Annotated in this window: 24 protein-coding genes, 2 tRNA genes and 1 pseudogene; 13 read left to right on the top strand and 14 right to left on the bottom strand. The window is 70.1% G+C overall.

All coding sequences use genetic code 11. The features are described 5' to 3' along the window. The first annotated feature begins 107 nt into the window (after positions 1-107). Positions 108-434 (top strand): thioredoxin, encoded by a 327-nt coding sequence (trxA, locus tag NQU55_RS34965; protein WP_168095373.1) that lies wholly within the window; start codon positions 108-110, stop codon positions 432-434. 126 nt (positions 435-560) lie between these two features. On the opposite strand, the gene NQU55_RS34970 is transcribed toward trxA, so the two are convergent. The 9 genes and pseudogenes from NQU55_RS34970 to rpmH form a co-directional block, all read right to left on the bottom strand. Next, the gene (locus NQU55_RS34970; RefSeq protein WP_168095374.1) at positions 561-1,178 is read right to left on the bottom strand and encodes a GNAT family N-acetyltransferase; all 618 of its coding nucleotides are present in this window, start codon (positions 1,176-1,178) and stop codon (positions 561-563) included. A 352-nt stretch (positions 1,179-1,530) separates the two neighbouring features. After that, positions 1,531-2,637: a ParB/RepB/Spo0J family partition protein gene (locus tag NQU55_RS34975; RefSeq protein WP_168095375.1), complete on the bottom strand. Its 1,107-nt coding sequence runs from the start codon at positions 2,635-2,637 to the stop codon at positions 1,531-1,533. Next, a complete protein-coding gene (locus tag NQU55_RS34980) occupies positions 2,634-3,725 on the bottom strand; it encodes a ParA family protein (protein ID WP_168095376.1) in 1,092 nt (363 codons plus the stop codon). The genes NQU55_RS34975 and NQU55_RS34980 overlap by 4 nt, the downstream gene beginning before the upstream one ends. 257 nt (positions 3,726-3,982) lie before the next feature. Then, positions 3,983-4,693, bottom strand: coding sequence for a 16S rRNA (guanine(527)-N(7))-methyltransferase RsmG (gene rsmG, locus NQU55_RS34985; RefSeq protein WP_058045322.1), 711 nt, complete (start codon positions 4,691-4,693; stop codon positions 3,983-3,985). A gap of 162 nt (positions 4,694-4,855) precedes the next feature. After that, positions 4,856-5,377, bottom strand: a complete 522-nt coding sequence (locus NQU55_RS34990) for a Jag family protein (RefSeq protein WP_246430412.1) — start codon at positions 5,375-5,377, stop codon at positions 4,856-4,858. 14 nt (positions 5,378-5,391) lie between these two features. Next, the gene (yidC, locus tag NQU55_RS34995; RefSeq protein WP_256791794.1) at positions 5,392-6,501 is read right to left on the bottom strand and encodes a membrane protein insertase YidC; all 1,110 of its coding nucleotides are present in this window, start codon (positions 6,499-6,501) and stop codon (positions 5,392-5,394) included. A 3-nt stretch (positions 6,502-6,504) separates the two neighbouring features. Then, on the bottom strand, positions 6,505-6,822 hold the full coding sequence (gene yidD / locus NQU55_RS35000; protein WP_168097064.1) for a membrane protein insertion efficiency factor YidD: 318 nt from the start codon (positions 6,820-6,822) through the stop codon (positions 6,505-6,507). 62 nt (positions 6,823-6,884) lie between these two features. Beyond that, positions 6,885-7,253, bottom strand: a pseudogene (gene rnpA / locus NQU55_RS35005) (ribonuclease P protein component); the annotation flags it as partial. 25 nt (positions 7,254-7,278) lie between these two features. Then, entirely contained in the window at positions 7,279-7,416 is a 138-nt protein-coding gene (gene rpmH, locus NQU55_RS35010) for a 50S ribosomal protein L34 (protein WP_003949374.1), read from the bottom strand. Positions 7,417-7,839: 423 nt separating this feature from the next. Between rpmH and dnaA the strand changes: the two genes are divergently transcribed. From dnaA to NQU55_RS35060, 10 genes are all read left to right on the top strand, one after another. After that, complete coding sequence (gene dnaA, locus NQU55_RS35015; protein ID WP_168096688.1) at positions 7,840-9,783, top strand: chromosomal replication initiator protein DnaA; 1,944 nt, start codon at positions 7,840-7,842, stop codon at positions 9,781-9,783. Between the two features lie 893 nt (positions 9,784-10,676). Further along, positions 10,677-11,807, top strand: a complete 1,131-nt coding sequence (gene dnaN / locus NQU55_RS35020) for a DNA polymerase III subunit beta (protein ID WP_168097023.1) — start codon at positions 10,677-10,679, stop codon at positions 11,805-11,807. A 131-nt stretch (positions 11,808-11,938) separates the two neighbouring features. Continuing rightward, a complete protein-coding gene (gene gnd, locus NQU55_RS35025; protein WP_168096818.1) occupies positions 11,939-12,814 on the top strand; it encodes a phosphogluconate dehydrogenase (NAD(+)-dependent, decarboxylating) in 876 nt (291 codons plus the stop codon). Positions 12,815-12,902: 88 nt separating this feature from the next. Continuing rightward, positions 12,903-14,027 (top strand): DNA replication/repair protein RecF, encoded by a 1,125-nt coding sequence (gene recF, locus NQU55_RS35030; protein ID WP_058045314.1) that lies wholly within the window; start codon positions 12,903-12,905, stop codon positions 14,025-14,027. Continuing rightward, positions 14,024-14,557 carry a DciA family protein gene (locus NQU55_RS35035; RefSeq protein ID WP_168097080.1) on the top strand — a complete coding sequence of 178 codons (534 nt, stop codon included), beginning with the start codon at positions 14,024-14,026 and terminating at the stop codon, positions 14,555-14,557. Before recF ends, NQU55_RS35035 begins: the two co-directional genes overlap by 4 nt. Positions 14,558-15,022: 465 nt before the next feature. Then, positions 15,023-17,071 carry a DNA topoisomerase (ATP-hydrolyzing) subunit B gene (gene gyrB / locus NQU55_RS35040; protein ID WP_256791795.1) on the top strand — a complete coding sequence of 683 codons (2,049 nt, stop codon included), beginning with the start codon at positions 15,023-15,025 and terminating at the stop codon, positions 17,069-17,071. A 52-nt stretch (positions 17,072-17,123) separates the two neighbouring features. Continuing rightward, a complete protein-coding gene (gene gyrA, locus NQU55_RS35045) occupies positions 17,124-19,754 on the top strand; it encodes a DNA gyrase subunit A (protein WP_168094385.1) in 2,631 nt (876 codons plus the stop codon). 129 nt (positions 19,755-19,883) lie between these two features. Then, positions 19,884-20,795, top strand: coding sequence for a DUF3566 domain-containing protein (locus tag NQU55_RS35050; protein WP_168094386.1), 912 nt, complete (start codon positions 19,884-19,886; stop codon positions 20,793-20,795). 71 nt (positions 20,796-20,866) lie between these two features. Then, positions 20,867-20,940: transfer RNA gene (locus tag NQU55_RS35055), tRNA-Ile, on the top strand. Positions 20,941-21,121: 181 nt separating this feature from the next. Further along, on the top strand, positions 21,122-21,256 hold the full coding sequence (locus tag NQU55_RS35060) for a DLW-39 family protein (RefSeq protein ID WP_003958712.1): 135 nt from the start codon (positions 21,122-21,124) through the stop codon (positions 21,254-21,256). A gap of 106 nt (positions 21,257-21,362) precedes the next feature. Here the strand turns inward: NQU55_RS35060 and NQU55_RS35065 are convergent, their stop codons facing one another. Together NQU55_RS35065 and NQU55_RS35070 are read right to left on the bottom strand one after the other, a co-directional pair. Beyond that, positions 21,363-22,505 carry a serine/threonine-protein kinase gene (locus tag NQU55_RS35065; RefSeq protein ID WP_168094387.1) on the bottom strand — a complete coding sequence of 381 codons (1,143 nt, stop codon included), beginning with the start codon at positions 22,503-22,505 and terminating at the stop codon, positions 21,363-21,365. A gap of 13 nt (positions 22,506-22,518) precedes the next feature. Further along, positions 22,519-23,064, bottom strand: a complete 546-nt coding sequence (locus tag NQU55_RS35070) for a helix-turn-helix domain-containing protein (protein ID WP_058045309.1) — start codon at positions 23,062-23,064, stop codon at positions 22,519-22,521. A gap of 118 nt (positions 23,065-23,182) precedes the next feature. Between NQU55_RS35070 and NQU55_RS35075 the strand changes: the two genes are divergently transcribed. Next, positions 23,183-23,255: transfer RNA gene (locus NQU55_RS35075), tRNA-Ala, on the top strand. Positions 23,256-23,346: 91 nt separating this feature from the next. On the opposite strand, the gene NQU55_RS35080 is transcribed toward NQU55_RS35075, so the two are convergent. Then, positions 23,347-24,399, bottom strand: a complete 1,053-nt coding sequence (locus NQU55_RS35080) for a helix-turn-helix domain-containing protein (protein WP_168094388.1) — start codon at positions 24,397-24,399, stop codon at positions 23,347-23,349. Positions 24,400-24,916: 517 nt separating this feature from the next. Between NQU55_RS35080 and NQU55_RS35085 the strand changes: the two genes are divergently transcribed. After that, a complete protein-coding gene (locus NQU55_RS35085) occupies positions 24,917-25,552 on the top strand; it encodes a hypothetical protein (protein ID WP_256791796.1) in 636 nt (211 codons plus the stop codon). A 79-nt stretch (positions 25,553-25,631) separates the two neighbouring features. On the opposite strand, the gene NQU55_RS35090 is transcribed toward NQU55_RS35085, so the two are convergent. Both NQU55_RS35090 and NQU55_RS35095 read right to left on the bottom strand, forming a co-directional pair. Beyond that, positions 25,632-26,612, bottom strand: coding sequence for a carbohydrate kinase family protein (locus NQU55_RS35090; protein ID WP_256791797.1), 981 nt, complete (start codon positions 26,610-26,612; stop codon positions 25,632-25,634). 32 nt (positions 26,613-26,644) lie between these two features. Next, a partial coding sequence (locus NQU55_RS35095) for a methionine adenosyltransferase domain-containing protein (protein ID WP_256791798.1) occupies positions 26,645-26,833 on the bottom strand: 189 nt, incomplete at its 5' end.

Here is a 26,833-nt window from a genome sequence, read left to right on the forward strand (position 1 = left end):
CTTCCTCGCCTCCCTCTCGGACAGCGAGCACGTGCGCGAGCCCGAGAAGACCGCCTGACCCACCCCCTCCTCCCCCCGCCCCACGCAGAAAGAAAAAGGAGACCTCCGTGGCTCTCAAGACCGTGACCGACAAGTCCTTCGACGAGGACGTCCTCAAGAGCGACAAGCCCGTGCTGGTGGACTTCTGGGCCGAGTGGTGCGGTCCGTGCCGCCAGATCGCCCCCTCCCTGGAGGCGATCGCTGCGGAGTACGGCGAGAAGATCGAGATCGTCAAGCTCAACATCGACCAGAACCCGGCCACCGCCGCGAAGTACGGCGTGATGTCGATCCCGACCCTCAACGTCTACCAGGGCGGCGAGGTCGTTCAGACCATCGTCGGCGCCAAGCCGAAGGCGGCTCTGGAGCGCGAGCTGAGCACCTTCATCCACGCGTAAGCGTCATCCACGCAGAGGCGTGGATCCGCGCGCAGGCTTCGTCCGCGCGCAAGGATCACTCTCCGGGCGGCCGGTGTGTTTCACGTGAAACGCACCGGCCGCCCGGCGTTTCACGTGAAACAACGACTACAGCGGCCGCAGGGCCGGCTCCTTCTGCACGGCACCCAGCAGGCGGTCCAGCGCGAGCTCGACGTCCTCCTTCCAGGAGAGCGCCGACCTGAGCTCCAGCCGGAGCCGCGGATAGCGGGGGTGCGGGCGCACCGTCTTGAAGCCGACGGCCAGGAGGTGATCGGCCGGGAGCACACAGGCCGGTTCCTTCCAGCGCGCATCGGCGAAGGCCTCGATCGCTTTGAACCCTCGCCGCAGGACGTCCTTCGCAGCGGTCTGCACCATCATCCGGCCCAGCCCCTGGCCCTGGAATCCCGGGGTCAGCCATGCCGTCATCAGCTGCACCGCGTCCGCGGCGACAGGGCTGGTGGAGAAGGCGGCGGACCGGGGGACATAGGCGGGCGGCGCGTAGAGCACAAAACCCACCGGGACCTCGTCGACGTAGGCCACCCGGCCGCAGGAACCCCACTCCAGGAGGACCCCGGAGATCCAGGCTTCCTTCTCCAGCTCGGGCCGGCCCGCCTTCAGCGCGGCTTCACCGCTGACCGGATCGAGTTCCCAGAAGACGCAGGAGCGACAGCGCCGGGGGAGGTCCGGGAGGTTGTCCAGCGTGAGCGGTACGAGCCGACGCCCCATGGAGCCATTTCCTCACTTCCGTAGCGTGCTGCCGTACTCCGGGCGGCGCTCAGCGCACTGCGCTCCTGGAGGAAGCTGCCGACGAATCCGCCGACTGCTCCCAGGCCGAAGCCTGTTGCCACCAGTCCGGTCCGGCTCACCCATCGCATGGCCCCGCCCCTCCGCGAACAGTGTCAACGTGGTTGCGCCATACCCCAACGCATCGTATCCGTGCGTGGATTGAGCGAACAGCAGGACAAGGCAAAGGGCGGGTTGTGTTCCACGTGAAACACAACCCGCCCTGAGGTGCGGTGCGGCTCGGCCCTGTCTCCGGACCGCGCTGTCAGCCCCTGCTGTCAGTCCTCGTCCGCTGTCAGTCCTCGTCCTCGTGAGAGAGCTTCTGCTCTATCACCCGGCCCTCGCCCGGGGCGAGCGTGCCCAGGATGCGCTCCAGGTCCTCCATCGAGGCGAACTCGACGACGATCTTGCCCTTCTTCTGCCCGAGGTCGACCTTCACCCGGGTCTCGAAGCGGTCCGACAGTCGGGTGGCCAGGTCGGTCAGCGCCGGGGAGACCCGGGCGCCGGCGCGGGGGCCCTTGGGCTTGGAGGAGCGGCGCTTCTCCGGGTCCATCGTCTTCACGGTCTCTTCGACCGTGCGCACCGACAGCCCCTCGGCCACGATCCGCGTGGCGAGCTTCACCTGCTCCTCGGGGTCGGTCACCCCGACCAGAGCGCGGGCGTGACCGGCCATCAGCACACCGGAAGCGACCTTGTTCTGCACCTCCGGCGCCAGCTTCAGCAGCCGCAGCGTGTTGGTCACCATCGAGCGCGAGCGCCCGATCCGGCCGGCCAGCTCGTCGTGCGTGCAGTTGAAGTCCTTGAGGAGCTGGTCGTAGGCGGCAGCCTCCTCAAGGGGGTTCAGCTGAGCCCGGTGGAGGTTCTCCAGCAGCGCGTCGAGCAGCAGCTTGTCGTCTTCGGTCGCCCGGACGATGGCGGGGATCCGCTCCAGGCCGGCCTCCCGGCAGGCCCGCCAGCGCCGCTCGCCCATGATGAGCTCATAGCGCTCGGGGCCCAGACGCCGGACCACGACGGGCTGGAGCAGTCCCACCTCACGGATGGAGTGGATCAGCTCGTCGAGCGCGTCCTGGTCGAAGTACGCCCGCGGCTGCTTCGGGTTGGGCTTGATGGCATCCAGCGGCAGCTCGGCGAAGTGCGCCCCGGCCACCGCCTCCACCGGCGCCTCGGCCAGGGCCTCGGCGCGCAGCACCTCTGCATCCGTTTCACGTGAAACGGTGAAGTCCTTCACCGGCAGCGTGGTCACCTTGGACGCTGCCACCCCCCGCTCCGGCGTGAGTACCGGTACCGCGGTGGGGGACGTGGCATCGGGCCCCCCGGCGGGGCCGGCGCTCTCCGATGCCTTCGGCGCCGCTGGAATCAGGGCACCGAGCCCACGGCCCAGTCCTCTACGTCGATCGCTCACTGCAGCCCCTCCGACATGCTGTGCTGGTCTTGCTGTTGCTGGCGGCCCACCAGGTGAGCCCTACTGCCGTCGTAACGTACGCCGACCCCCCGCAGCGCGATCTCCCGGGCCGCCTCCAGATAGGAGAGCGCTCCGCTGGAGCCCGGGTCGTACGTCAGAACCGTCTGTCCGTAGCTGGGCGCTTCGGAGATCCGGACGGAGCGGGGGATGCTGGTCCGCAGCACCTCGTGGCCGAAGTGGGTGCGCACTTCCTCGGCCACCTGGGAGGCCAGCCGGGTCCGCCCGTCGTACATCGTCAGCAGGATCGTCGAGACGTGGAGCTGGGGGTTGAGGTGCCCGCGCACCAGCTCGACGTTGCGCAGCAGCTGGCCGAGGCCCTCCAGGGCGTAGTACTCGCACTGGATGGGGATCAGCACCTCCGCGCCCGCGACCAGGGCGTTGACCGTCAGCAGGCCGAGCGAGGGCGGGCAGTCGATCAGGATGTAGTCCAGCGGCTGCTCATAGGCCTTGATCGCGCGGTCCAGCCGGCTCTCGCGGGCGACGAGCGAGACCAGCTCGATCTCGGCACCTGCCAGGTCGATCGTGGCGGGCGCGCAGAAGAGCCCCTCCACGTCGACGACCGGCTGCACCACGTCGGCGAGCTTCCTGCTGTCCACCAGGACGTCGTAGATCGACGGCACCTCGGCGTGGTGGTCGATGCCCAGAGCCGTCGAGGCGTTGCCCTGGGGGTCGAGGTCGATGACCAGCACACGGTTGCCGTGGAGCGCCAGCGAGGCCGCCAGGTTCACGGTCGTCGTGGTCTTGCCCACGCCGCCCTTCTGGTTGGCGACCACCATGACCCGGGTCTGTTCCGGCCTGGGCATCGGGGGAGGGGGTGTTTCACGTGAAACCGAGCTCAGGGCGTCGGCCGGGGGTTCGGGGGTTGTCCCCCGAGAGTCCGCAGCACGGGAAACAAGCTCCAACCCGGATTCGGACTCGGCGGGGCGGGGGCCGGGGACCGGGTCGGCCATCGGCCCCGCGATATTGGCGTCGGACCGCAAGGATTCACTCTCCTCGACATCAGGCTCGCGATGGACAGAGCCTGCCATGCTTTCGGGGTTGCGAACCAGCGAGGCCCGTTCTCCTGTGGATGAATCCAGCATTCCTGTGGATGCATCGGTGTGCTCGGTCGTCCGCTGGCCGCGCGGTACAACCGCGCGGCCCCGGTCGATGATTCCCTGCAGCAAGGAGCGTCGTTTCACGTGAAACACGATGCAGCGCACGCTCTGCCGCCCGGCGGCGACACTCCGCTACGGATAGGTTTGGCAGGTTGTATGGAGCATTCCCCTGCTCCCCCAGGGTGACCTCAGCGCCGGCGGCGCGACCGCCCCGCGGCCTTGGCGCGCTTGGCGGCGAAGCGCACACCGCCCGGGCTCTCCCCCACCTCGACCCGGACCACGGTGGACGGCGGGTCCACCACGCCCTGGCCGACCTGGAGCACCGAGGTCCGCACGACGCCGAGCTTGCTGAGCGCCGCACGGGCGCCCTTGAGCTCCTCCTCCGCGGTGTCGCCCTTGAGGGCGAGCATCTCGCCGTACGGCCGCAGCAGGGGCACGCCCCAGCCCGCCAGCCGGTCCAGCGGGGCCACGGCCCGTGCGGTGACGACGTGCACCGGCTGCACCTTGCCGAGCATCTCCTCGGCGCGGCCGCGGACGACGGTGACGTGGTCCAGGCCCAGCAGCTCCACGACCTCCTGGAGGAAGGTCGTACGGCGGAGCAGCGGCTCCAGCAGCGTGATCTGCAGGTCCGGCCGGACCAGGGCCAGCGGGATGCCCGGCAGCCCGGCGCCCGAGCCCACGTCGCACACGGAGACGCCGTCCGGGACGGCCTCGGCGAGCACCGCGCAGTTCAGCAGGTGCCGCTCCCACAGCCGCGGAACCTCGCGGGGACCGATGAGACCACGCCGCACGCCCGCGTCCGCGAGCACCTCGGCGTACCGAACGGCCTCCGGCAGGCGGTCACCGAAAACCTCCCGGGCCTCCGGGGGCGCCGGGGGGAGCTCCGCTGCCTCATCCACGGGAAACCGTCCTTCCGTACGACGTCTCTCTGAGAATCACTGAGAATTCAGAGTCTGAATATCAGGCTGACAAGGATCGGCCCCGCCTGCGAGCAGACGGGGCCGGACACACCTAGAAGTGGGATCGAGAATCCGAGAGGGAACCGCTCAGAGAGCTGCGGCTCAGGCGGGGAGGACGACGACGAAGCGCTGGGGCTCCTCGCCCTCGGACTCGCTGCGCAGACCCGCGGCGGCGACGGCGTCGTGGACGACCTTGCGCTCGAAGGGCGTCATCGGGTCCAGCTTGACCGCGGCACCGGTGCTGCGGGCCTCGGCGGCCGCCTGGGCGCCCACCTTCGCGAGCTCCTCGCGCTTGCGGGCGCGGAAGCCGGCGATGTCCAGCATGAGGCGGCTGCGGTCGCCGGTCTCCCGGTTCACGGCCAGACGGGTGAGCTCCTGGAGCGCCTCCAGCACCTCGCCGTCGCGGCCGACCAGCTTCTGCAGGTCACGGCTGGTCGAGTCGCTGATGATCGACACCGCGGCGCGGTCGGCCTCGACATCCATGTCGATGTCGCCGTCGAGGTCGGCGATGTCCAGCAGACCCTCGAGGTAGTCGGCCGCGATCTCGCCCTCCTGCTCCAGGCGGGACAGGGTGTCGGTGCCCTCGGCGGCGACACCGCTGGTCTGGCGCTGCGTGTCCGTCACGGTGGACTCCTTCATTACTTCTTGGAGGGGTGCTTGGGCCGCTGCGGGCCGCTCTTGCGCTGCCCGGACTTGGATCCGCCGCCGGCCTGCCCGGGCTTCCCGCCCTTGGCGTCCTTGGCTTCCCCGGCGTCCGTGCCCTGCTTCTTCTCGAGCGAGGGCTTCTGCTCGGTGGAGTCCGTCGTGGCGGTGGTCCCGGCGACCTGACGCTTGGCCTTGGTCTGGCGCTTGGGCTGCTGGCGGTTGGCGCGCGCGGCCTCGACGGCCTTCCTGGCCTCGACCTCGGCCGGGTCCTCCTTGAGCTTGCCCTTGGCCCGCAGGCGCTCCTGGCGCTGCTTGAAGGCGACGCTGCCCGGAGTGGGGTTGCGGCGGATGATGAACATCTGCTGGCCCATGGTCCACACGTTGGTGGTCAGCCAGTAGACGAGGACACCGACGGGGAAGTTGATGCCGAGGACGGCGAAGATGATCGGGAAGACGTACATCAGCATCTTCTGCTGCTGCATGAACGGCGTCTTCACCGAGAGGTCGACGTTCTTCGTCATCAGCTGGCGCTGCGTGTAGAACTGCGACAGCGACATCAGAACGATCATGACGACCGTGACGATGCGGACGTCCATCAGCGTGGCGCCGAAGGACTCGACCTTCTCCGCGGAGGACAGGAAGGTCACCGACAGCGGGGCGCCGAAGATGTGCGCCTCACGCGCGCTGGCCAGCAGCTGCTCGTCGATGACACCGACCGTCTTGCCCTGCGCGATGTGGTTCAGGACCTGGTACAGCGAGATGAAGAAGGGCGACTGGGCCAGGATCGGAAGGCAGCTCGAGAGAGGGTTGGTGCCCGTCTCCTTGTAGAGCTTCATCATCTCTTCGGACTGGCGCTGCTTGTCGCTCTTGTAGCGCTCCTGGATCGCCTTCATCTTCGGCTGGAGCGCCTGCATGTTCCGCGTGGCCTTGATCTGCTTCACGAAGAGCGGGATCAGGCAGATACGGATCAGGACCACCAGGGAGACGATGGACAGACCCCACGCCCAGCCGCTGTCCTCGTCGAAGACGAGGCTGTACAGCGAGTGGAACTGGACGATGATCCAGGAAACTGCGTAATAGAGAGGACCGAGGATCGTGTCCACGAATCAGGCTCCTTGGGCGTTGGGCTGAGTCTCGGGCTGTGCGGCAGGCCCCGAGGCGGGGTTCCCGCCCAGTCGGCTCCTCAGCCGCTGGTGCCAGACCGGACGCTTCCGGGGAGGTACGTGGTCGACGCCACCGAGCGACCACGGATTGCAGCGCAGGATGCGCCAGGCCGTGAGCGCCGTTCCTTTGACCGCGCCGTGCACGTCAATGGCGGTGTAGCCATAGTGCGAGCACGACGGGTAGTACTTGCAGACCGGGCCCAGGAGTGGGCTGATGGTCCACTGATAGAGCTTGATCAGCCACAGCAGCGGATACTTCACCGTGCGCTCCCTCCCTGGCTTCGGCCAAGGTCCCGAGGGGTGTCCTCGGGGGGATCGGAACGGCGCGGCGCCCCTCCCAACAGCCGCTGCAGTGCGGTGTCAAGATCGCGGGCCAGCTCATCGTGGTCCGCCTCGCCCGAGCCGGGCAGGGCCCGTACCACCACCAGGCTACCGGCGGGCAGCTGATCGAGCCGGTCACGCATCAGGTGGCGAAGCCTGCGCTTCACCAGATTGCGGACTACGGCGACGCCGACGGCCTTGCTGACGACGAAACCCGCACGCACCGGGGGAGCAATCTCCCCGGGTGTGTGCGGGTCCGTTGTACCGCTACGGAGGTGGACGACGAGGAGCGGGCGCCCGGCCCTGCGTCCTCGGCGCACCGCGGTCGCAAAGTCCTCGCGCCGCCTCAGCCGATTGTCGGTAGGCAGCACGGCATGGACCTATTGGTCAGGCTGCTCAGGCCGACAGGCGGGCGCGACCCTTGCCACGGCGGGACGCGAGAATCGCGCGGCCGGCACGGGTGCGCATGCGCAGGCGGAAGCCGTGGGTCTTCGCGCGGCGGCGGTTGTTCGGCTGGAAGGTGCGCTTGCTCACTCGGGGGCTCCAGAAATGAATCGGTGGTGGCGGGACATCGCCTGGCTGTCACCGTGCGCCCACGAGAAGCTCGCAACGCCCGAGTGGCACCGCTTCATGACCGCATCAGATACTCGACACGACCTTTGCCCATCGGAGGCAGGCGGCAGCAGCCATCGACAACTCGACCTGGTCACGGTACGCGCGGCTACGCCATTCGGTCAAACCGGGAGCGCACCAGGGATACACCGTAGCCCGCCGCGGGCCGGTGGGACGACACGCCCCGCCCCATGGCACATTTGTACACACCCTGTGGACAACGACTTGAACCACGCACCGCGGCCTGACTACCGTGGCTGAACTCCGAATCCTTCCCGCCCGTCCCGAGAACCACACATTCGTGGGACTCGCGGGGCGCCCCCAGTGACTGAGAGAGCGTGCCCTGTGGCTGACCTGCCTGCCGATCTTGCCGCAGTGTGGCCGCGCGTGCTCGACCAGCTCCTGGGCGAGGGCCGGGACAAGCGCGGCCAGGGCGTCGAGTCCAAGGACGAGCACTGGATCAAGCGGTGCCAGCCGCTGGCCCTCGTCGCGGACACCGCCCTGCTGGCCGTGCCGAATGAATTCGCCAAGGGCGTACTGGAGGGCCGGCTGGCCCCCATCGTCAGCGAGACGCTCAGCCGCGAGTGCGGCCGCCCCATCCGGATCGCGATCACCGTCGACGATTCCGCGGGCGAGCCCCCCGCCGAGCGCCCCCAGGCCCCGCAGCCGCCCCGCTACGAGGAGCCCGCGGGCCGGGCCGGCGGCCAGGGCCGCGACGCCTACGAGAGCCGTGACGGCTACGAGGGCTACGACGGCGGCGCCTACGAGGGCCGCGAGAGCTACGGCCGCCCGGCGCCCTCCGACGACCTGCCGTCCGTGCGCCCGGCCTACCCGGACTACCAGCAGCAGCGCCCCGAGCCCGGCGCCTGGCCGCGCCACTCGGCCCCCTCCGGGCCCCCGGTGCCGCCTCCGGGCGAGCGCGGTGACCGGGGCGACAGGAACGACTACAGCTGGCAGCAGCAGCGCCTCGGCGGCTTCGCCGAGGGCGAACGCGACCCGTACGCCTCGCAGCACTCCGCCGGCTCCTACGAGCAGCAGCCGTACGACCAGCCCGGCTCGTACGACCAGCAGGGCGCCTACGACCAGCCTTCCGACTACCGCTCGCAGCCGCCCGAGCGCATGCCGTACGAGCAGCAGCGCCGCGATCTGCCCGAGAGCCACCCGCGCGGCGGCGAGCGCGGCGAGCGGCCCGTGCCCGGCGGCGCCCCCGGCCCGCTCGCGGCCAAGCCCTCCCCGGCTTCGGGCCCCGGCGAGCCGACCGCCCGGCTGAACCCCAAGTACCTCTTCGACACCTTCGTCATCGGAGCGTCCAACCGCTTCGCGCACGCGGCCGCGGTAGCGGTGGCCGAGGCGCCGGCGAAGGCGTACAACCCCCTCTTCATCTACGGCGAGTCGGGCCTGGGGAAGACCCACCTGCTGCACGCCATCGGGCACTACGCGCGCAGCCTCTACCCGGGCACGCGCGTGCGCTACGTGAGCTCCGAGGAGTTCACCAACGAGTTCATCAACTCCATCCGCGACGGCAAGGCGGACGCGTTCCGCAAGCGCTACCGCGACATGGACATCCTGCTGGTCGACGACATCCAGTTCCTGGCGAGCAAGGAGTCGACGCAGGAGGAGTTCTTCCACACCTTCAACACGCTCCACAACGCCAACAAGCAGATCGTGCTGTCCTCGGACCGGCCGCCCAAGCAGCTGGTGACCCTGGAGGACCGGCTGCGCAACCGCTTCGAGTGGGGCCTGATCACGGACGTCCAGCCGCCGGAGCTGGAGACCCGGATCGCGATCCTGCGCAAGAAGGCGGTGCAGGAGCAGCTCAACGCGCCGCCGGAGGTCCTGGAGTTCATCGCCTCCCGCATCTCGCGCAACATCCGCGAGCTGGAGGGCGCGCTGATCCGGGTGACGGCCTTCGCGAGCCTGAACCGCCAGCCCGTCGACCTGGGCCTGACCGAGATCGTCCTCAAGGATCTGATCCCGGGCGGCGAGGACGCCTCGCCGGAGATCACGGCGCCGGCCATCATGGCGGCGACCGCCGACTACTTCGGGCACACCGTGGAGGACCTGTGCGGGGCCTCGCGCAGCCGCGTGCTGGTGACGGCGCGCCAGATCGCGATGTACCTCTGCCGTGAGCTCACGGACCTGTCGCTGCCGAAGATCGGGGCGCAGTTCGGCGGCCGCGACCACACGACGGTGATGCACGCGGACCGGAAGATCCGTGCGCTGATGGCCGAGCGGCGCTCCATCTACAACCAGGTGACCGAGCTGACGAACCGCATCAAGAACGGCTGACGAGAGCCGCGAGAACCGCCTGAGGGCGCTTCGGGACGCTTCCCGGAGCGCCCTTTTCGCGGTCCCGGGGGCGTGCCGGAGGGGTTTCGGAGGCGGCTCGGAGGCTTCCGGGAGGCTTCCGGGAGGCGCCGGGCGTCCACAGCCGTGGACGGCTCTGTTCGATTCCGCGCGGCGTACCCGGGGTTCTCCACAGATTCCTTGCCGACCGGCTGTCCACACGCTGGGGACTGCGAAGTTGTCCAGACGCTGTCCACAGAGGAGGCTGTTGATAGTCCATCAGGCGAGGTCAGCGGCGTGTGGATTTGTGGCCGACGGGATTCCACAGCCTGTGGACAACGGATTCACCCACAAGGCCGCATGAGCGTTGTCCACCGGCGGCCCACAGGCCGGTGGATGTTGTACACAGCCTTTCCACACCCCTGTCCACTGTTCGGCAACGAAACGCCCGGGCTCACCGCACCGAGTGAAAGGCGTCACACCAAGGTGCCGGGTTGGGCTGTGGGGAACCTGGGTAAAACTGGGGACAGCCCTGGGGAGAAGTGCGCCCTGCCTGTGCACCGGTTGTGCAGAACTTCCCGCGGTCCACAGAACACCCCGCTTATCCACCGCCCCCACCCACAGGCCCGGTGGACAAAAAACCGGCGTTGACCTGGGCAAAGACGGTTGTCCACCGTTTCCACAGGCCCTACTACTACGACCACAGAGATCAAGCGGGGAACTCGTTTCGAAGTGGGTCCTGTGCACAACTCGGCCGCGGACCGCGCCACGCCCTCCGACCCGACTTGACCCCGAGACGCACCAGCTGTCAGCGGTGTGCGTCAGACTGGTCTCCGGCAAGCAGCCGACGAAGAAGCCAGCAGGGCGAGCCAGCAACAAGCAGGAGGCGGTTTCCGGTGAAGATCCGGGTGGAGCGCGATGTACTCGCGGAGGCAGTGGCCTGGGCGGCCCGCAGCCTCCCGGCCCGTCCGCCGGTGCCCGTCCTCGCGGGCCTTCTGCTGAAGGCCGAGGAGGGCTCCCTCAGCCTCTCCGGCTTCGACTACGAGGTCTCGGCCCGCGTCTCGGTCGACGCCGATGTGGAGGAGGACGGCACCGTCCTCGTCTCCGGCCGCCTCCTCGCCGACATCTGCCGCGCACTTCCCAACAGGCCTGTGGAAATCTCCACCGACGGTGTGCGCGTCACCGTGGTCTGCGGCTCCTCGCGATTCACACTCCACACCCTGCCTGTGGAGGAGTACCCGGCCCTGCCCCAGATGCCCACGGCCACGGGCACCGTCCCGGCCGAGGTCTTCGCCGCCGCTGCCGCCCAGGTCGCCATCGCCGCCGGCCGCGACGACACGCTGCCGGTGCTCACCGGTGTCCGCATCGAGATCGAGGGCGACACCGTCACCCTGGCCTCCACCGACCGCTACCGCTTCGCGGTCCGCGAGTTCATGTGGAAGCCCGAGACGCCGGACATCTCCGCCGTCGCCCTGGTGCCCGCCAAGACCCTGCTGGACACCGCCAAGTCCCTCAGCGGCGGCGACTCCGTCTCGATCGCCCTGGCCGGCTCCGGCAAGGGCGAGGGTCTGATCGGCTTCGAGGGCGCCGGCCGCCGCACCACCACGCGCCTGCTCGAGGGCGACCTGCCGAAGTACCGCACGCTCTTCCCGACCGAGTTCAACTCCGTCGCCGTGATCGAGACCGCCCCGTTCGTCGAGGCCGTCAAGCGCGTCGCGCTGGTCGCCGAGCGCAACACCCCGGTGCGCCTCAGCTTCGAGCAGGGCGTGCTGATCCTGGAGGCCGGCTCCAGCGACGATGCACAGGCTGTGGAGCGCGTCGACGCCGCGCTCGAGGGCGACGACATCTCGATCGCGTTCAACCCCGGCTTCCTGCTGGAGGGTCTGTCGGCGATCGACTCGCCGGTCGCCCAGCTGTCCTTCACGACGTCGACGAAGCCGGCGCTGCTGAGCGGCAAGCCCGCGCTCGACGCCGAGGCGGACGACGCGTACAAGTACCTGATCATGCCGGTGCGGCTCTCGGGCTGACGCCCCCCGACGGGACCGGCCCCGGCGGGGGCACTCACCCTTTGAGCGCCCCCGCCCCACAGGTGTGCAGCGCCTCCCCGGCGTAGGCTCGGACCCAGGTACGAACCCACTCAAGGCATAGAGGATCACCCATGGAGCTCGGTCTCGTCGGTCTCGGCAAGATGGGCGGCAACATGCGCGAGCGCATCCGCCGCGCAGGCCACACCGTCATCGGATACGACCGCAACCCGGACCTCGCGGATGTCAGCAGCCTCAAGGAGCTGGTGGACTCCCTCCAGGGGCCGCGCGTCGTATGGGTCATGGTCCCGGCCGGCGCGCCGACGCAGGCCACCATCGACGAGCTCGGTGAGCTGCTCTCCCCGGGCGACGTCGTCGTCGACGGCGGCAACTCCCGCTGGACGGACGACGAGAAGCACGCCGAGGAGCTGGGCGCCAAGGGCATCGGCTTCGTCGACTGCGGCGTCTCCGGCGGCGTCTGGGGCCTGGAGAACGGCTACGCGCTGATGTACGGCGGCGACGCCGCGAACGTCGCCCGCGTCCAGCCGGTCTTCGACGCGCTCAAGCCCGAGGGCGACTTCGGCTCCGTGCACGCGGGCAAGGTCGGCGCCGGCCACTTCGCCAAGATGGTCCACAACGGCATCGAGTACGCCATGATGCAGGCCTACGCCGAGGGCTGGGAGCTGCTGGAGAAGGTCGACTCCGTCACCGACGTGCGCGAGGTCTTCCGCAGCTGGCAGGAGGGCACGGTCATCCGTTCCTGGCTGCTGGACCTGGCGGTCAACGCCCTCGACGAGGACGAGCACCTCGACAAGCTGCGCGGCTACGCGGCCGACTCCGGCGAGGGCCGCTGGACGGTCGAGGCCGCGATCGACAACGCCGTGCCGCTGCCCGCGATCACCGCGTCGCTCTTCGCCCGCTTCGCGTCCCGCCAGGACGACTCCCCGCAGATGAAGATGATCGCCGCGCTGCGCAACCAGTTCGGCGGCCACGCGGTCGAGAGCAAGTAGCACCCCGCATCACAGCAGTACGAGCACCACAGCAGTAACAGCATCACCAGCAGGACGAGCAGTACACAGCGGAAGAGGTCGGCGCACCATGCATGTCTCGCATCTGTCGCTGGCCGACTTCCGCTCGTACGCCCGGGTCGAGGTCCCTCTCGACCCGGGCGTCACGGCGTTCGTGGGACCCAACGGCCAGGGCAAGACCAATCTCGTCGAGGCGATCGGCTATCTGGCCACCCTCGGCAGCCACCGGGTCTCCTCGGACGCCCCCCTGGTCCGGATGGGCGCCGACCGCGCCGTCGTGCGCGCCGCCGTCGTCCAGGGCGAGCGGCAGCAGCTGATAGAGCTGGAGCTCAACCCCGGCAAGGCCAACCGCGCCCGGATCAACCGGTCGTCCCAGGTCAGGCCGCGTGATGTGCTCGGCATCGTGCGGACGGTGCTGTTCGCCCCGGAGGACCTGGCCCTGATCAAGGGCGACCCCGGTGAGCGCCGCCGCTTCCTGGACGAGCTGATCACCGCGCGCTCCCCGCGCATGGCGGGCGTCCGCTCCGACTACGAGCGGGTCCTCAAGCAGCGCAACACCCTCCTCAAGAGCGCGGCGATGGCCCGCCGGCACGGCGGCCGTGGCCTCGATCTGTCCACGCTCGACATCTGGGACCAGCACCTGGCCCGCGCCGGCGCCGAGCTGCTGGCCCGCCGCCTCGACCTGATCGACGAGCTGCGGCCGCTGGCCGACAAGGCCTACGAGCAGCTGGCCCCCGGCGGCGGCCCGGTGTCCTTCGAGTACCGCGGGCCGGCCGCGATCGAGGGCGCGCGCAGCCGCGAGGAGCTCTACGAGGCGCTGCTGGCGGCGCTCGCCGAAGCCCGCAAGCAGGAGATCGAGCGGGGTGTGACGCTGGTCGGCCCGCACCGGGACGACCTCCTCCTCAAGCTCGGCCGGCTGCCCGCCAAGGGGTACGCGAGCCACGGCGAGTCCTGGTCGTACGCGCTGGCGCTGCGCCTGGCCTCGTACGAGCTGCTGCGCTCCGAGGGCAACGAGCCGGTGCTCGTGCTGGACGACGTCTTCGCGGAGCTGGACGCCCGGCGCCGCGAGCGGCTGGCGGAGCTGGTGGCCCACGGCGAGCAGGTCCTGGTGACCGCCGCGGTGGACGACGACGTTCCGGAGGTTCTCACCGGAGCCCGGTACGCGGTCTCCGAAGGCAGGGTCGAGCGCGTATGAGTACGCCCGCGGAGCAGCCGAAGACGCCCGAGCCGTCCGGGGTGGACCTGGCGCGGGTCGCACTGCGCGCCGCCAAGGAGCAGGCGAAGGCGCGGGGTGCCGCGGCCCAGCAGAAGAAGCACGTCCGCCGCGGCGGGGTGCTGCGCTCCGGCGCGCGCGCCGACGGCCGCGACCCGCTGCCGCTGGGCGCCGCCATCAACAGGCTGATCACCGAGCGGGGCTGGGAGAAGCCCGCGGCGGTGGGCGGGGTGATGGGCCGCTGGCCGCAGATCGTGGGCGATGCGCTGGCCCTGCACTGCATGCCGCAGAACTTCGACGAGGACTCCCACGTCCTGACGGTGCAGTGCGACTCGACGGCGTGGGCGACGCAGCTGCGCCTGCTGGCCCCCCAGCTGGTGGCCCGGCTCAACGACGACCTCGGCCACGGCACCGTGCGGACGATCAAGGTGCTGGGCCCCGGCGGCCCTGGCCGCCGCTACGGTTCGCTGCGCGCTCCGGGCAGCACGGGCCCGGGGGACACGTACGGCTGACGCCGGCTGCCCGGCGCCGCTGACCGGGAGCCCCCGCATGTGCCCCGCACGTGCCTCGGGCGTGCCCGGCGCGGGTGGTGACGGCGGGACGGATGAAGGTCTGTGGTGCTCCTGTGGGAACCGAGCGCCGGGTGATCCGCGTGACCTGGGGTGATGCGGTGCGACGGGGGGTGCGCCGGGGCCGGCGCTGAGACCCCGCTCACGGTAGCGGGCGGTTGACAGCCCGAAGCGCTGAGTGCCGCTGTGAGCCTCTTGGAGCCCGGGTCCACATATAGGGAGTCGGCTGATGCCGGTTCAGGGCGGCACGTGCAGGCTCAGGCACCGCCAAACCCCCATTCATGTCAGCGCTACCGGTAGACTGGTGGCAATCCCGCCGGCTCGCGGGACTCGTCGACCAACGCAGAACGACGCAGCCGCTCCTGCCTGCCTCGGGTGGGGTCTCCCCGCCGCAGTCGGGGATGGCCTGTGCTGTGCCAGAAAGGGCGCTTCGTGGCCGATTCCGGCAACCCCAACGAGAACACCACCCCTTCCACGGACGGCGCGGCGGAGACCGCACCCGCGGGGGGCGCATCCGCGTCCTACGACGCCAGTGCGATCACCGTCCTGGAGGGTCTGGACGCCGTCCGCAAGCGGCCCGGCATGTACATCGGCTCGACCGGTGAGCGCGGCCTGCACCACCTCGTGTACGAGGTCGTGGACAACTCCGTCGACGAGGCCCTCGCGGGCCACGCGGACACCATCGACGTGACGATCCTGTCCGACGGCGGCGTGCGCGTCGTGGACAACGGCCGTGGCATCCCGGTCGGCATCGTGCCCTCCGAGGGCAAGCCCGCCGTCGAGGTCGTCCTGACCGTCCTGCACGCGGGCGGCAAGTTCGGCGGCGGCGGCTACGCGGTCTCCGGTGGTCTGCACGGCGTCGGCGTCTCGGTCGTCAACGCGCTGTCGACGCGCGTCGCGGTCGAGGTGAAGACCGACGGCTTCCGGTGGACCCAGGACTACAAGCTCGGCGTCCCGACCGCCCCGCTGCAGCAGAACGAGGCGACCGACGAGCACGGCACCTCGGTCACCTTCTGGGCCGACGGTGACATCTTCGAGACCACCGAGTACTCCTTCGAGACGCTCTCGCGGCGCTTCCAGGAGATGGCGTTCCTCAACCGGGGCCTGACCATCTCGCTGACGGACGAGCGCCCGGCCCACGTGGACGAGGAGGGCAAGCCCCTCAACGTCCGCTACCACTACGAGGGCGGCATCTCCGACTTCGTCCGCTACCTCAACTCGCGCAAGGGCGAGGTCATTCACCCGTCGGTGATCGACTTCGAGGCCGAGGACAAGGAGCGGATGCTCTCCGTCGAGGTCGCGATGCAGTGGAACTCCCAATACACCGAGGGTGTCTACAGCTTCGCCAACACCATCCACACCCATGAGGGCGGTACGCACGAGGAGGGCTTCCGCGCGGCGCTCACCGGTCTGATCAACCGCTATGCGCGCGACAAGAAGCTGCTCCGCGAGAAGGACGACAACCTCACGGGCGACGACATCCGCGAGGGTCTGACGGCGATCATCTCCGTCAAGCTGGGCGAGCCGCAGTTCGAGGGCCAGACCAAGACCAAGCTGGGCAACACCGAGGCCAAGACCTTCGTGCAGAAGGTCGTCCACGAGCAGCTGACGGACTGGCTGGACCGCAACCCGAACGAGGCCGCGGACATCATCCGCAAGTCCATCCAGGCGGCCACCGCCCGTGTGGCGGCCCGCAAGGCGCGCGACCTCACCCGTCGCAAGGGCCTGCTGGAGACGGCGTCGCTGCCGGGCAAGCTGTCCGACTGCCAGTCGAACGACCCGACCAAGTGCGAGATCTTCATCGTCGAGGGTGACTCCGCCGGCGGCTCGGCCAAGTCCGGCCGGAACCCGCAGTACCAGGCGATCCTCCCGATCCGCGGCAAGATCCTGAACGTGGAGAAGGCGCGGATCGACAAGATCCTGCAGAACCAGGAGATCCAGGCGCTGATCTCCGCCTTCGGCACCGGTGTGCACGAGGACTTCGACATCGCGAAGCTCCGCTATCACAAGATCATCCTGATGGCGGACGCCGACGTCGACGGTCAGCACATCAACACCCTGCTGCTCACCTTCCTCTTCCGCTTTATGCGTCCGCTGGTCGAGGCCGGGCACGTCTACCTCTCCCGTCCCCCGCTCTACAAGATCAAGTGGGGCCGGGACGACTTCGAGTACGCCTACTCCGACCGCGAGCGCGACGCCCTGATCCAGCTCGGCCGCGAGAACGGCAAGCGGATCAAGGACGACTCGGTCCAGCGCTTCAAGGGTCTCGGTGAGATGAACGCCGAGGAGCTGCGCGTGACCACCATGGACATCGACCACCGCGTTCTCGGCCAGGTCACCCTGGACGACGCCGCGCAGGCGGACGACCTGTTCTCGGTGCTCATGGGAGAGGACGTCGAGGCCCGGCGCTCCTTCATCCAGCGCAACGCCAAGGACGTCCGCTTCCTCGACATCTGAGCCCGTCGGCCCATCACGAGACAGCCGCAGCGCGAAAGGACTTTGAACAGCAATGGCCGACGAGACCCCTGAGACCCCCACCGCTCCCGTGCCCGAGGTGACCCCCGAGGGCGCGCCCGCCCCGCTGGAGGGCGTGGGCATGCGCGTCGAGCCCGTCGGGCTCGAGACGGAGATGCAGCGCTCCTACCTCGACTACGCGATGAGCGTGATCGTCTCGCGTGCGCTGCCCGATGTGCGCGACGGCCTCAAGCCGGTGCACCGCCGCGTGCTCTACGCGATGTACGACGGCGGCTACCGGCCCGAGAAGGGCTTCTACAAGTGCGCCCGCGTCGTCGGTGACGTCATGGGTTCGTACCACCCGCACGGCGACACCTCCATTTACGACGCGCTCGTCCGCCTCGCCCAGCCCTGGGCCATGCGGATGCCGCTGGTGGACTCCAACGGCAACTTCGGCTCCCCGGGCAACGACCCGGCCGCCGCCATGCGCTACACCGAGTGCAAGATGGCGCCGCTGGCCATGGAGATGGTCCGGGACATCGACGAGGAGACCGTCGACTTCCAGGACAACTACGACGGCCGCAACCAGGAGCCGACGGTCCTGCCGTCGCGCATCCCCAACCTGCTGGTGAACGGTTCCGCCGGCATCGCGGTCGGCATGGCCACCAACATCCCGCCGCACAACCTGCGCGAGGTGGCCGAGGGCGCCCAGTGGTACCTGGCCAACCCCGAGGCCTCGGCCGAGGAGCTGCTGGACGCGCTCGTCGAGCGCATCAAGGGCCCCGACTTCCCGACCGGCGCCCTCGTGGTGGGCCGCAAGGGCATCGAGGAGGCCTACCGCACCGGTCGTGGCTCGATCACGATGCGCGCGGTGGTCCAGGTCGAGGAGATCCAGGGCCGCCAGTGCCTGGTGGTCACCGAGCTGCCCTACCAGGTCAACCCGGACAACCTCGCGCAGAAGATCGCCGACCTGGTGAAGGACGGCCGGATCGGCGGCATCGCCGACGTCCGCGACGAGACCTCCTCCCGCACGGGCCAGCGCCTGGTGATCGTCCTCAAGCGGGACGCGGTCGCCAAGGTCGTGCTGAACAACCTCTACAAGCACACCGACCTGCAGACGAACTTCGGCGCCAACATGCTGGCGCTGGTGGACGGCGTGCCGCGCACCCTCTCCCTGGACGCGTTCATCCGCAACTGGGTGACGCACCAGATCGAGGTCATCGTCCGGCGCACCCGCTTCCGGCTGCGCAAGGCCGAGGAGCGCGCCCACATCCTGCGCGGTCTGCTCAAGGCCCTGGACGCCATCGACGAGGTCATCGCGCTCATCCGGCGCAGCCAGACCGTCGACATCGCCCGCGAGGGCCTGATGGGCCTGCTGCAGATCGACGAGATCCAGGCCAACGCGATCCTGGAGATGCAGCTGCGCCGCCTGGCCGCCCTGGAGCGCCAGAAGATCGTGGCGGAGCACGACGAGCTCCAGGCGAAGATCAACGAGTACAACGCGATCCTCGCCTCGCCCGAGCGCCAGCGCCAGATCATCAGCGAGGAACTCACGGCGATCGTCGAGAAGTTCGGCGAGGACCGGCGCTCCGCGCTGGTGCCCTTCGACGGTGACATGTCCATCGAGGACCTGATCGCCGAGGAGGACATCGTCGTCACGATCTCCCGCGGCGGCTACGTCAAGCGCACCAAGACCGACGACTACCGCTCGCAGAAGCGCGGCGGCAAGGGCGTGCGGGGCACGAAGCTCAAGGAAGACGACATCGTCGACCACTTCTTCGTCTCCACCACCCACCACTGGCTGCTGTTCTTCACGAACAAGGGCCGGGTCTACCGCGCCAAGGCCTACGAGCTGCCGGACGCCGGCCGTGACGCCCGCGGCCAGCACGTGGCCAACCTGCTGGCCTTCCAGCCGGACGAGAAGATCGCCCAGATCCTCGCCGTCCGCGACTACGACGTCGCGCCGTACCTGGTGCTCGCCACCAAGTCGGGCCTGGTGAAGAAGACCCCGCTCAAGGACTACGACTCCCCGCGGTCCGGCGGCGTCATCGCCATCAACCTGCGCGAGACGGAGAGCGGCGCCGAGGACGAGCTGATCGGTGCCGAGCTGGTCTCCGCCGCGGACGACCTGCTGCTGATCAGCAAGAAGGCCCAGTCGATCCGTTTCACCGCTACGGATGAAGCGCTCCGTCCGATGGGCCGGGCCACCTCCGGCGTCAAGGGCATGAGCTTCCGCGAGGGCGACGAGCTGCTCTCCATGAGCGTCGTGCGCCCGGGGACGTTCGTCTTCACCGCCACCGACGGCGGTTACGCGAAGCGGTCGAACGTGGACGAGTACCGCGTTCAGGGCCGCGGCGGCCTCGGTATCAAGGCGGCCAAGATCGTGGAGGATCGTGGCTCGCTGGTCGGTGCGCTGGTGGTCGAGGAGACCGACGAGATCCTTGCCATTACGCTCAGCGGCGGCGTGATCCGTACGCGGGTCAGCGAGGTCAGGGAGACGGGCCGTGACACCATGGGCGTCCAGCTGATCAACTTGGGCAAGCGCGATGCCGTTGTGGGTATCGCACGGAACGCCGAAGCCGGTCGCGAGGCTGAAGAGGTCGATGAGCCGGCCGATGCAGTCGAGGGCGACGGAGCTGAGGGTGCCGAGGGCGCATCCGCCCCGGCAGGGAACATCGAGGAGTAAGTCGTGAGTCGAGCCACGGGCGCCGCGGCAAGCGGTGCAGGTGCCGAGCGCAGCACTACCGCCGCACCTGCTACCGATGAGGCCGGCGCCCGTGGCCCCGGCGCGGACGCGGACTCCCGAGGGGGGACGTTGACGGACACCCGCAAGCCGGAGCCGTACCACCCGCCGAAGGCGTACGAGCCGCCGGCCGGTTCCGTCGGCGCCGAGCCGGAGGGTGAGGCCGCCGGGTCCGGCGACGCCGGGAAGCCGGCCGGGGCTGCGAAGGCCGGAAAGGCCGCGAACTCCAAGGCCGCGCAGTCCGCAGACGTGAAGGCCGCCGAGGCCGGGAAGGCTGCATCCGTGGCAGACGACGCTGAGAGCGCGAAGGCCGGGAACAACGGGGGCAAGCCGGCGGCGAAAGGCTCGGCGAAGGCCGCTTCGGCCGACCCGCGCAACGCCGTCAAGGCCCCGCCCCGGATCCCCGGCCAGGACGGCTCCAAGGCCCCTGCGGGCGCCCTGAAGAAGGGCGCCCCCGCCAAGGGCTCCCAGGCGCCCCAGGCGGCCCCGCAGGGGGCCGGGAAGCCCGGTGGGGCGGCGGGCTCCGTCCCGCGTCCCGCGGCCCCTCAGGGCGCCGCCCGCACCGGTGGTGCGGCGGGCTCCGTCCCGCGTCCCGCGGGCCGTCCGGAGCCGCGTACGCGTACGGCACGGCTGCGGGTGGCCAAGGCCGACCCGTGGTCGGTGATGAAGGTCAGCTTCCTGCTCTCGATCGCGCTGGGCGTGTGCACGATCGTGGCCTCCGCCGTGCTGTGGACGGTCATGGACGCCATGGGCGTCTTCTCGACCGTCGGCGGCACGATCAGCGACGCCACGAGCTCCAGCGACGGCGGCGGCTTCGACCTGCAGTCGTTCCTGTCGCTGCCGCACACCCTGCTCTTCACGTCGGTCATCGCCGTGATCAACGTGGTCCTGGCCACCGCGCTGGCCACGCTGGGGTCCTTCATCTACAACCTCTCGGCGGGTTTCGTGGGCGGTGTGGAGCTCACGCTGGCCGAGGACGAATAGCGCCGGCCGGGGCCCGGTCCGACAGGATTTTGGGACTGGGCCCCGAGTGCGCTAATCTTTCGGTGTCGCGAGGGGCTATAGCTCAGACGGTTAGAGCGCTTCCCTGATAAGGAAGAGGCCACAGGTTCAAGTCCTGTTAGCCCCACCGCACGATCGGCCCGGTCGGAGATTTCTCCGCCCGGGCCGATCTGTTTTCGCAGGACGGGCAGTTGGGCCCGCGGCCGGATCGCGGACGGGACGCCGCACAGGTCACCGATCGGTATCGGCCGGTGTGTATCATCGGCCACCAGAGGTCCCCTTACGTCAAGGAAAGACGAGGTCGCGCGGTGAAGAAGCTCCTCCTGGTCGCACTGGCCGCCATCGGCGGGCTCCTCGTGTACCGCCAGATCCAGGCGGATCGCGCCGAGCAGGACCTGTGGACGGAGGCGACCGACTCCGTGCCCGCAGGTTCGGGTGTGTGAGACAAAAACGAGTCCTGAGCAGGGCCCCGGCCGACACGGCCGGGGCCCTGCTGTTTTCGGCCACCCTGAAGTTTTCGACTGCAAATAATTGAGTTGCGAAAGCAACCTATGCGGCGTTGAGCGCCCAGATGCCGATTCCCAGGCAGAGCAGCGCCACGATCAGCACCGGCACGGCCACCTTCACGGGCGGTCCCGGCTGCCGTATGCGGTGCCGTACGGGCCGTGCCGCCGTGTACGCGCGCGTGGCCGGCGGCATGGGCTGCGCGGGCGCGAGCTGCGCTGGAGGGAGCCGGGCCGGAAGCCGCGGCAGCCGGGCCGGCGGCAGGGGCGGATAGGCCGGCAGGGGCGGCGGGACCGGGACGGGCGCGTGCGCCGGGCCCTCCGGGCCGAACCCCGCGGGCAGCGGGCCGAGCTGGTCGAAAACCTCGATGGGTTCCTCGGCATCGGCGGGGTCGTCCATCATCTCCACGGCCGCGGCAAGGGCCTTGCGCGCCCCTGTGGCCGTACGGAAGCGCAGCCCCGGCTCGGGCTGCAGGAGGCCCGCAATGACGTGCCAGAGGGGCTCGGGGACCTCTTCCGGGGCGCAGGGCGTGCCGTGCTCGGCGAAGCGCTCCATGAGCGCCTCGGCGTCGGGCTTGCGGCCCGTGAGGAGGTACAGCGCCGTCAGGCCGACCGCATAGAGGTCGGCCGGGAAATCGGGCTCTTCGCCCAGCATTTGCTCCGGTGCGAAATAACCGGGGGTGCCCATCACGTAGTTGGCGTCGGTCAGGCGCGGTTCCCCCTTGCGCATGGCGATGCCGAAGTCGGAGAGCCGTACGTGGGGCCGGCCGGTGCCGGTGGCCTCCAGCAGGACGTTGGCGGGCTTGATGTCCCGGTGCACCACGCCTTCGGCGTGCACCGCGGCGAGGCCGGAGAGCAGCTGGTCCAGCAGGACGCACACGTAGTGCGGCGGCAAGGGCCCGTAGTCGCCGATGAGATGGGCGAGGGAGCCGCCGCTCACCACGTCCATGGTGAACAGCACCTTGTCGTCGTCGGCAGCCCAGCTCATCGGTGCGACCACGTGGGGGTGGTCGATCCGTAACCCCTGCTCGCGGACGAACCTCAGCAGGGTGTGGGCGTCGCTCTGCTGGAGGACCTTGGCCGCCACGTAGCGGCGGCGGCGCCGGTCCCAGGCCCGCCAGACGGCCCCCACGCCGCCCCGGCCGATCGGGTCCACCAGCTCGTAACGCCCGGCGAAGAGCTCACCCATCGCGTGCGCGCGGTCAGCTCTGGTGGGCCTCGTAGTGCGCGACCGCCTCGGCGGTCCGCCCGGCGCCGTACACCCGCAGGAATTCGGCCAGTTCGGGGTGGGTGGGGGCGAGGCTCTGCGCGGCCTCGATGATGTCGCCCGCGCCGGCCACGGAGCGCAGCAGCGACTGGATCTCGCGGACCACCCGGCGGACGGTCGGCGCGCCGCTGCTGGCCGTCGTCTGCGTGGAGTTGAGGACTGAGCCGCCCGAGCTCTTCTTGACCTCCTCCATCCGGTCCGCGGCCTCCGCGGCGCTCACGGTGCCGTCCGCGACCTGGCTGGAGAGCTCCTGCAGGGCCTGCACCCGCTGGACCACCGCGGGGTTGCCGATCTTCGCGCGCTGGCCGCTCATCAGCTGCGAGAGCATCGGCGCGGACAGGCCGAGCACGGAGGCGAGACGGGCCTGATTGAGGCCGAGGTCGTCGATGAGACGGCGGAAGAGCGCCCCCAGAGGCTCCCCGTACCAGCTCCGCTGCAGCTCCCGTGCGCGCGCGGTGGCTTCCTGCTGTGCTGCGTCCATCTCGCTCTCCCCTTCGCTTCGCTGCAGCGAATCTTGCGGTGCATCCTACGGAGAGTGCTGGGCCCCGGCGATACCCGGTCGGAAAAGAGCGCGGGCACCGGGTAGTCTGGTCGGCGACGGGGCCTTAGCTCAGTTGGTAGAGCGCTGTCTTTGCATGGCAGATGTCAGGGGTTCGACTCCCCTAGGCTCCACAAACAATCCCCTCTGACCTGCGGAAACGCAGGCCGGAGGGGATTTTTTCATGGGGTGGCGCCGGGCGTTGCCGCGGGCATGTGCCGCGTGTCAGCCGTTCAGCAGGCCGGCGCGGCGGGCGTAGCTTCCCGCCTGGAAACGGCTCTGTGCGCCGAGCTCGGTGAGCAGTTCGGTGACGTGCCGCCGGTAGGTGGTGACGGACATCGCGAGCCTGCGGGCCGCCACCTCGTCCTTCATCCCTGACTCCAGGAGTTCGAGGACGGAGCGGCGCAGTTCGTCCTTGGCGGAGCCGTCGTCGCTCTCCCCGGCGAACGGCCGCGCGGACTCCCAGGCGCTCTCCCAGGAGCGGTAGAGGAAGCGCACGAGCGAGGGGTCCCGGACGGCGAGCGCGCCCTTGCCGCCGTCCGAGGAGCTGCCGTGGTCGGCGAGGACGGCCGTGGTGGCGTCGAAGAAGAGCACCCGGTCGGGCACGTGGGCCGTGGTGCGGACCCGGGCGCCGAGCGCCACCATCCTGCTCAGGTGCTGGCGCATGTACGCGTGGGAGAGCACCGAGTGGGGGTAGACGGTGCGCAGGAGCACGCCGCGGCCGATCGCCTCGGTGGTGCGCTGCAGGCCCTCCTCCAGGGTGGCGGGGGCCGGCAGGTCGGGGTGGGCGGCGGCGACTTCGACGCGGGCGGCGGCGGACAGCCGCGCGAGGGCGGCCCGGACGGCGTCGAGGGTGGTCAGGTACTCGATGGGGGTCCGGGTGAAGTGGCCGTGCCAGGACTCCTCGAAGACCGGCTTCATCGCCAGGACGTGACTGCTCATCCGCTCGGACTCGCGGTGGAGTTGCTGGATCTGCGACTCGATCGGGCCGGTGACGTGGGTGGCCGCGACGTCGGGGCTGCGGGGGGCGTACGCGGTGTCGCTGTCGCAGGCCGCCGACCCCGCGGGCCGGGCCGCGTCCGGAGCGTCCTCGGCGGGGTGGAGCAGGTGCAGCCGGGAGAGTTCCGCCACCGCGGCGCAGACCTCGGCTCCGGGTACGTCCAGGTGGAGCGCCGCGTCCCGCGGCCGGAGCCGGCCGTGTTCGAGGGCCATGCGGTAGAGCAGTACATGGAGGTCACCGAGAGGCGAGAGGGGCGCCTCTGTAGCGATTTTGTCCATTTTCTTCTCAATCGTCGGCTCGGTGGAGGGTGAAGAGAACTCGCTGACGACTTCTCGCCATAGGGCGCTTATGGCGCCCGGTCCGGTTTCCGGGGCACCGTGGGGGTAACGGGAGGTGGCGTCCGGAACGCCACTGCATAACCGGGGGGAATCGGCGTGAAGTTTAATTTTGCTATTTCTGCATTCATGGCCGCGGTCGGCATTGCCGGGGGGCTCGGGGGAGGCTCCAGGGCAGGCCAGGACGGCACCGACGACATCATCTGGCAGAGTCAGCCCTGGTAGGCCCGGTGGTGGGGACGGCTTCGCACTGCGGAAACATTCCATTCACGGAAATCCGCAGGGCTGTCCCGGTCATCTGATCCGACATCCTCCCCCGTCGACCGTTCTTTCGGCCTTCACAGACCCTACCGGTGGCCTTTCCGAAAAGGAATGGGATTCGTCGGCAGGTAACCGTCTCTGCTCTTTGAGTAACCGGCTCCGCTTCTCGGCTTCGCCGGACGGGGCGGGAGGAGGCACTGTGAATCGCACACTCCCCGCGAGGGACGAAGTGCACGTGTGGTTCTGCGACGCGGGCCGCCCGGGCGGGCGCCGCGCGGACGCGATCGGCGACATCGCGCTGCTGTCGCGCGAGGAGAAGATCCGGTGCGCCCGCATCACGCGCCCGGCGGAGCGCCGCGGCTTCGCGGCGGCCCGCGCCGGCGCGCGGCGGGTGCTGGCCGAACTCGTGGGGGCCGCACCGGAGACGATCGACATGTCCGCCGGGATGTGGATGTCCACGGGGCGGGGCCTGCGGGAGGACGCGCCGGAGGACGACGCGGGGACGGGCGCGACGCCCTTGGTCCTGGACCTCGTCTGGTCCGCTGACGCCTGGGTGCTCGGGCTCTCCGCCGGGATCCGGCTCTGTCTGGCGCTGGAGCGGGTCGAGGGGCCCGCGTCCGCGGCGGCCGCCCGGGAGCGGGTCCGGCGCAAGGCGCTGGCCAGGCTGTCCGGCGCCGAACACGCCGGTGCGGTGCAGGGGGCGGCGCCGGGCGGTTTCTCCGTGCACGACGTGCCGACGCCGGTTTCCGCCGTCGCCGCCGTCGCCTGTTCCGGACGGCACCGCCGGACCGGCGGACCGTCCCTCCTTCTGAGAGAGGTGCCCGCCGTTCCGTGAATTGCTCTTCCTGCCGACGGCAGCGGCACGCTGAAAGGCTCTCCGGCCCGCGCACGTCGCGCGGGCCGGAGAGCCCTTCTCACATCCCCGCCAGCCGCAGTTCCAGGTCGGCGGCCGCGGCCGGCCCGTAGGCGTCGGCGGCGCGGCCCACGAGGTCCGCGGGCACGAGCTTGTACTCCTGGGTGCCGGTGGACTCCAGGACGGTGGTGGCCAGGGTGCAGCCGAGCTGGGTGGCCCGTTCGGCCGTCCAGCCCCAGGCGGTTCCGGCGAGGAAACCGGAGCGGAACGCGTCCCCGGCGCCCGTCGGGTCGGCGATCGTGCCCGCCGGGACCGCGGGGACGGGCACGGGGTCCTCGCCGGCCCGGGCGAGCACCGCGCCGTCGGCCCCGAGCGTGGTGATCCACATGCCGACGCGGCCCAGCACCTGCTGCGCGGTCCAGCCCGTCCGCTCCTTGAGCAGCGCGGCCTCGTACTCGTTGGTGAACAGGAAGCGGGCGCCGTCCACGAGCGACCGGGTCTGGTCCGCGTCGAGCCGGGCCAGCTGCTGGGACGGGTCGGCCGCGACCGCGGCGCCCAGGCGGTGGGCGGCGGCCGTGTGCCGGAGCATGGCGGCCGGGTCGTCCGCGCCGACGAGGGCGAGGTCGAGCCGCCCGGTGCGCCGGGCCACCTCGGCCAGGTCGATCTCGCGGGCCTCGGCCATGGCCCCGGCGTAGAAGGTGGCGATCTGGTTCTGGTCGGCGTCCGTGGTGCAGACGAAGCGGGCCGTGTGCAGGGTCTCGCTGACCCGGACCGATCCGGTGTCCACGCCGCCGGCGCGCAACCATGCCTCGTACTCGGCGAAGTCGACGCCGGCCGCGCCGACGAGCACCGGGCGCAGGCCGAGGCGGCCCAGGCCGAAGGAGATGTTGGCCGCCACGCCGCCCCTGCGGACTTCGAGGTGGTCGACGAGGAAGGACAGGGACACCTTGTCGAGCTGCTCGGTGATGAGCTGGTCGGCGAAGCGTCCGGGGAAGACCATCAGGTGGTCGGTGGCTATCGAACCGGTGACTGCGATGCGCACGGGAGCTCTCTCCTTGCCTGCGGCTCGGCTGATCACGCCCCTGCGGCCTTCTTCAGGGCGGCGACGCGGTCGGTGCGTTCCCAGGTGAAGTCCGGGAGTTCTCGGCCGAAGTGGCCGTACGCGGCGGTCTGCGCGTAGATCGGACGCAGCAGGTCGAGGTCGCGGATGATCGCGGCGGGGCGGAGGTCGAAGACCTCGGCGATCGCGTTCTCGATCTTGTT

This window comes from Streptomyces telluris, assembly GCF_024519335.1.
In the GTDB taxonomy this organism is placed as follows: Bacteria; Actinomycetota; Actinomycetes; order Streptomycetales; family Streptomycetaceae; genus Streptomyces; species Streptomyces telluris.

Coding starts and splice junctions, on each gene's coding strand:
- NQU55_RS35080 (WP_168094388.1), bottom strand. CDS start 24,399: ATGGACAAAATCGCTACAGAGGCGCCCCTCTCGCCTCTCGGTGACCTC.
- gnd (WP_168096818.1), top strand. CDS start 11,939: ATGGAGCTCGGTCTCGTCGGTCTCGGCAAGATGGGCGGCAACATGCGC.
- NQU55_RS34970 (WP_168095374.1), bottom strand. CDS start 1,178: ATGGGGCGTCGGCTCGTACCGCTCACGCTGGACAACCTCCCGGACCTC.
- NQU55_RS34980 (WP_168095376.1), bottom strand. CDS start 3,725: ATGGCAGGCTCTGTCCATCGCGAGCCTGATGTCGAGGAGAGTGAATCC.
- NQU55_RS35070 (WP_058045309.1), bottom strand. CDS start 23,064: ATGGACGCAGCACAGCAGGAAGCCACCGCGCGCGCACGGGAGCTGCAG.
- recF (WP_058045314.1), top strand. CDS start 12,903: ATGCATGTCTCGCATCTGTCGCTGGCCGACTTCCGCTCGTACGCCCGG.
- gyrA (WP_168094385.1), top strand. CDS start 17,124: ATGGCCGACGAGACCCCTGAGACCCCCACCGCTCCCGTGCCCGAGGTG.
- NQU55_RS35035 (WP_168097080.1), top strand. CDS start 14,024: ATGAGTACGCCCGCGGAGCAGCCGAAGACGCCCGAGCCGTCCGGGGTG.
- NQU55_RS35065 (WP_168094387.1), bottom strand. CDS start 22,505: ATGGGTGAGCTCTTCGCCGGGCGTTACGAGCTGGTGGACCCGATCGGC.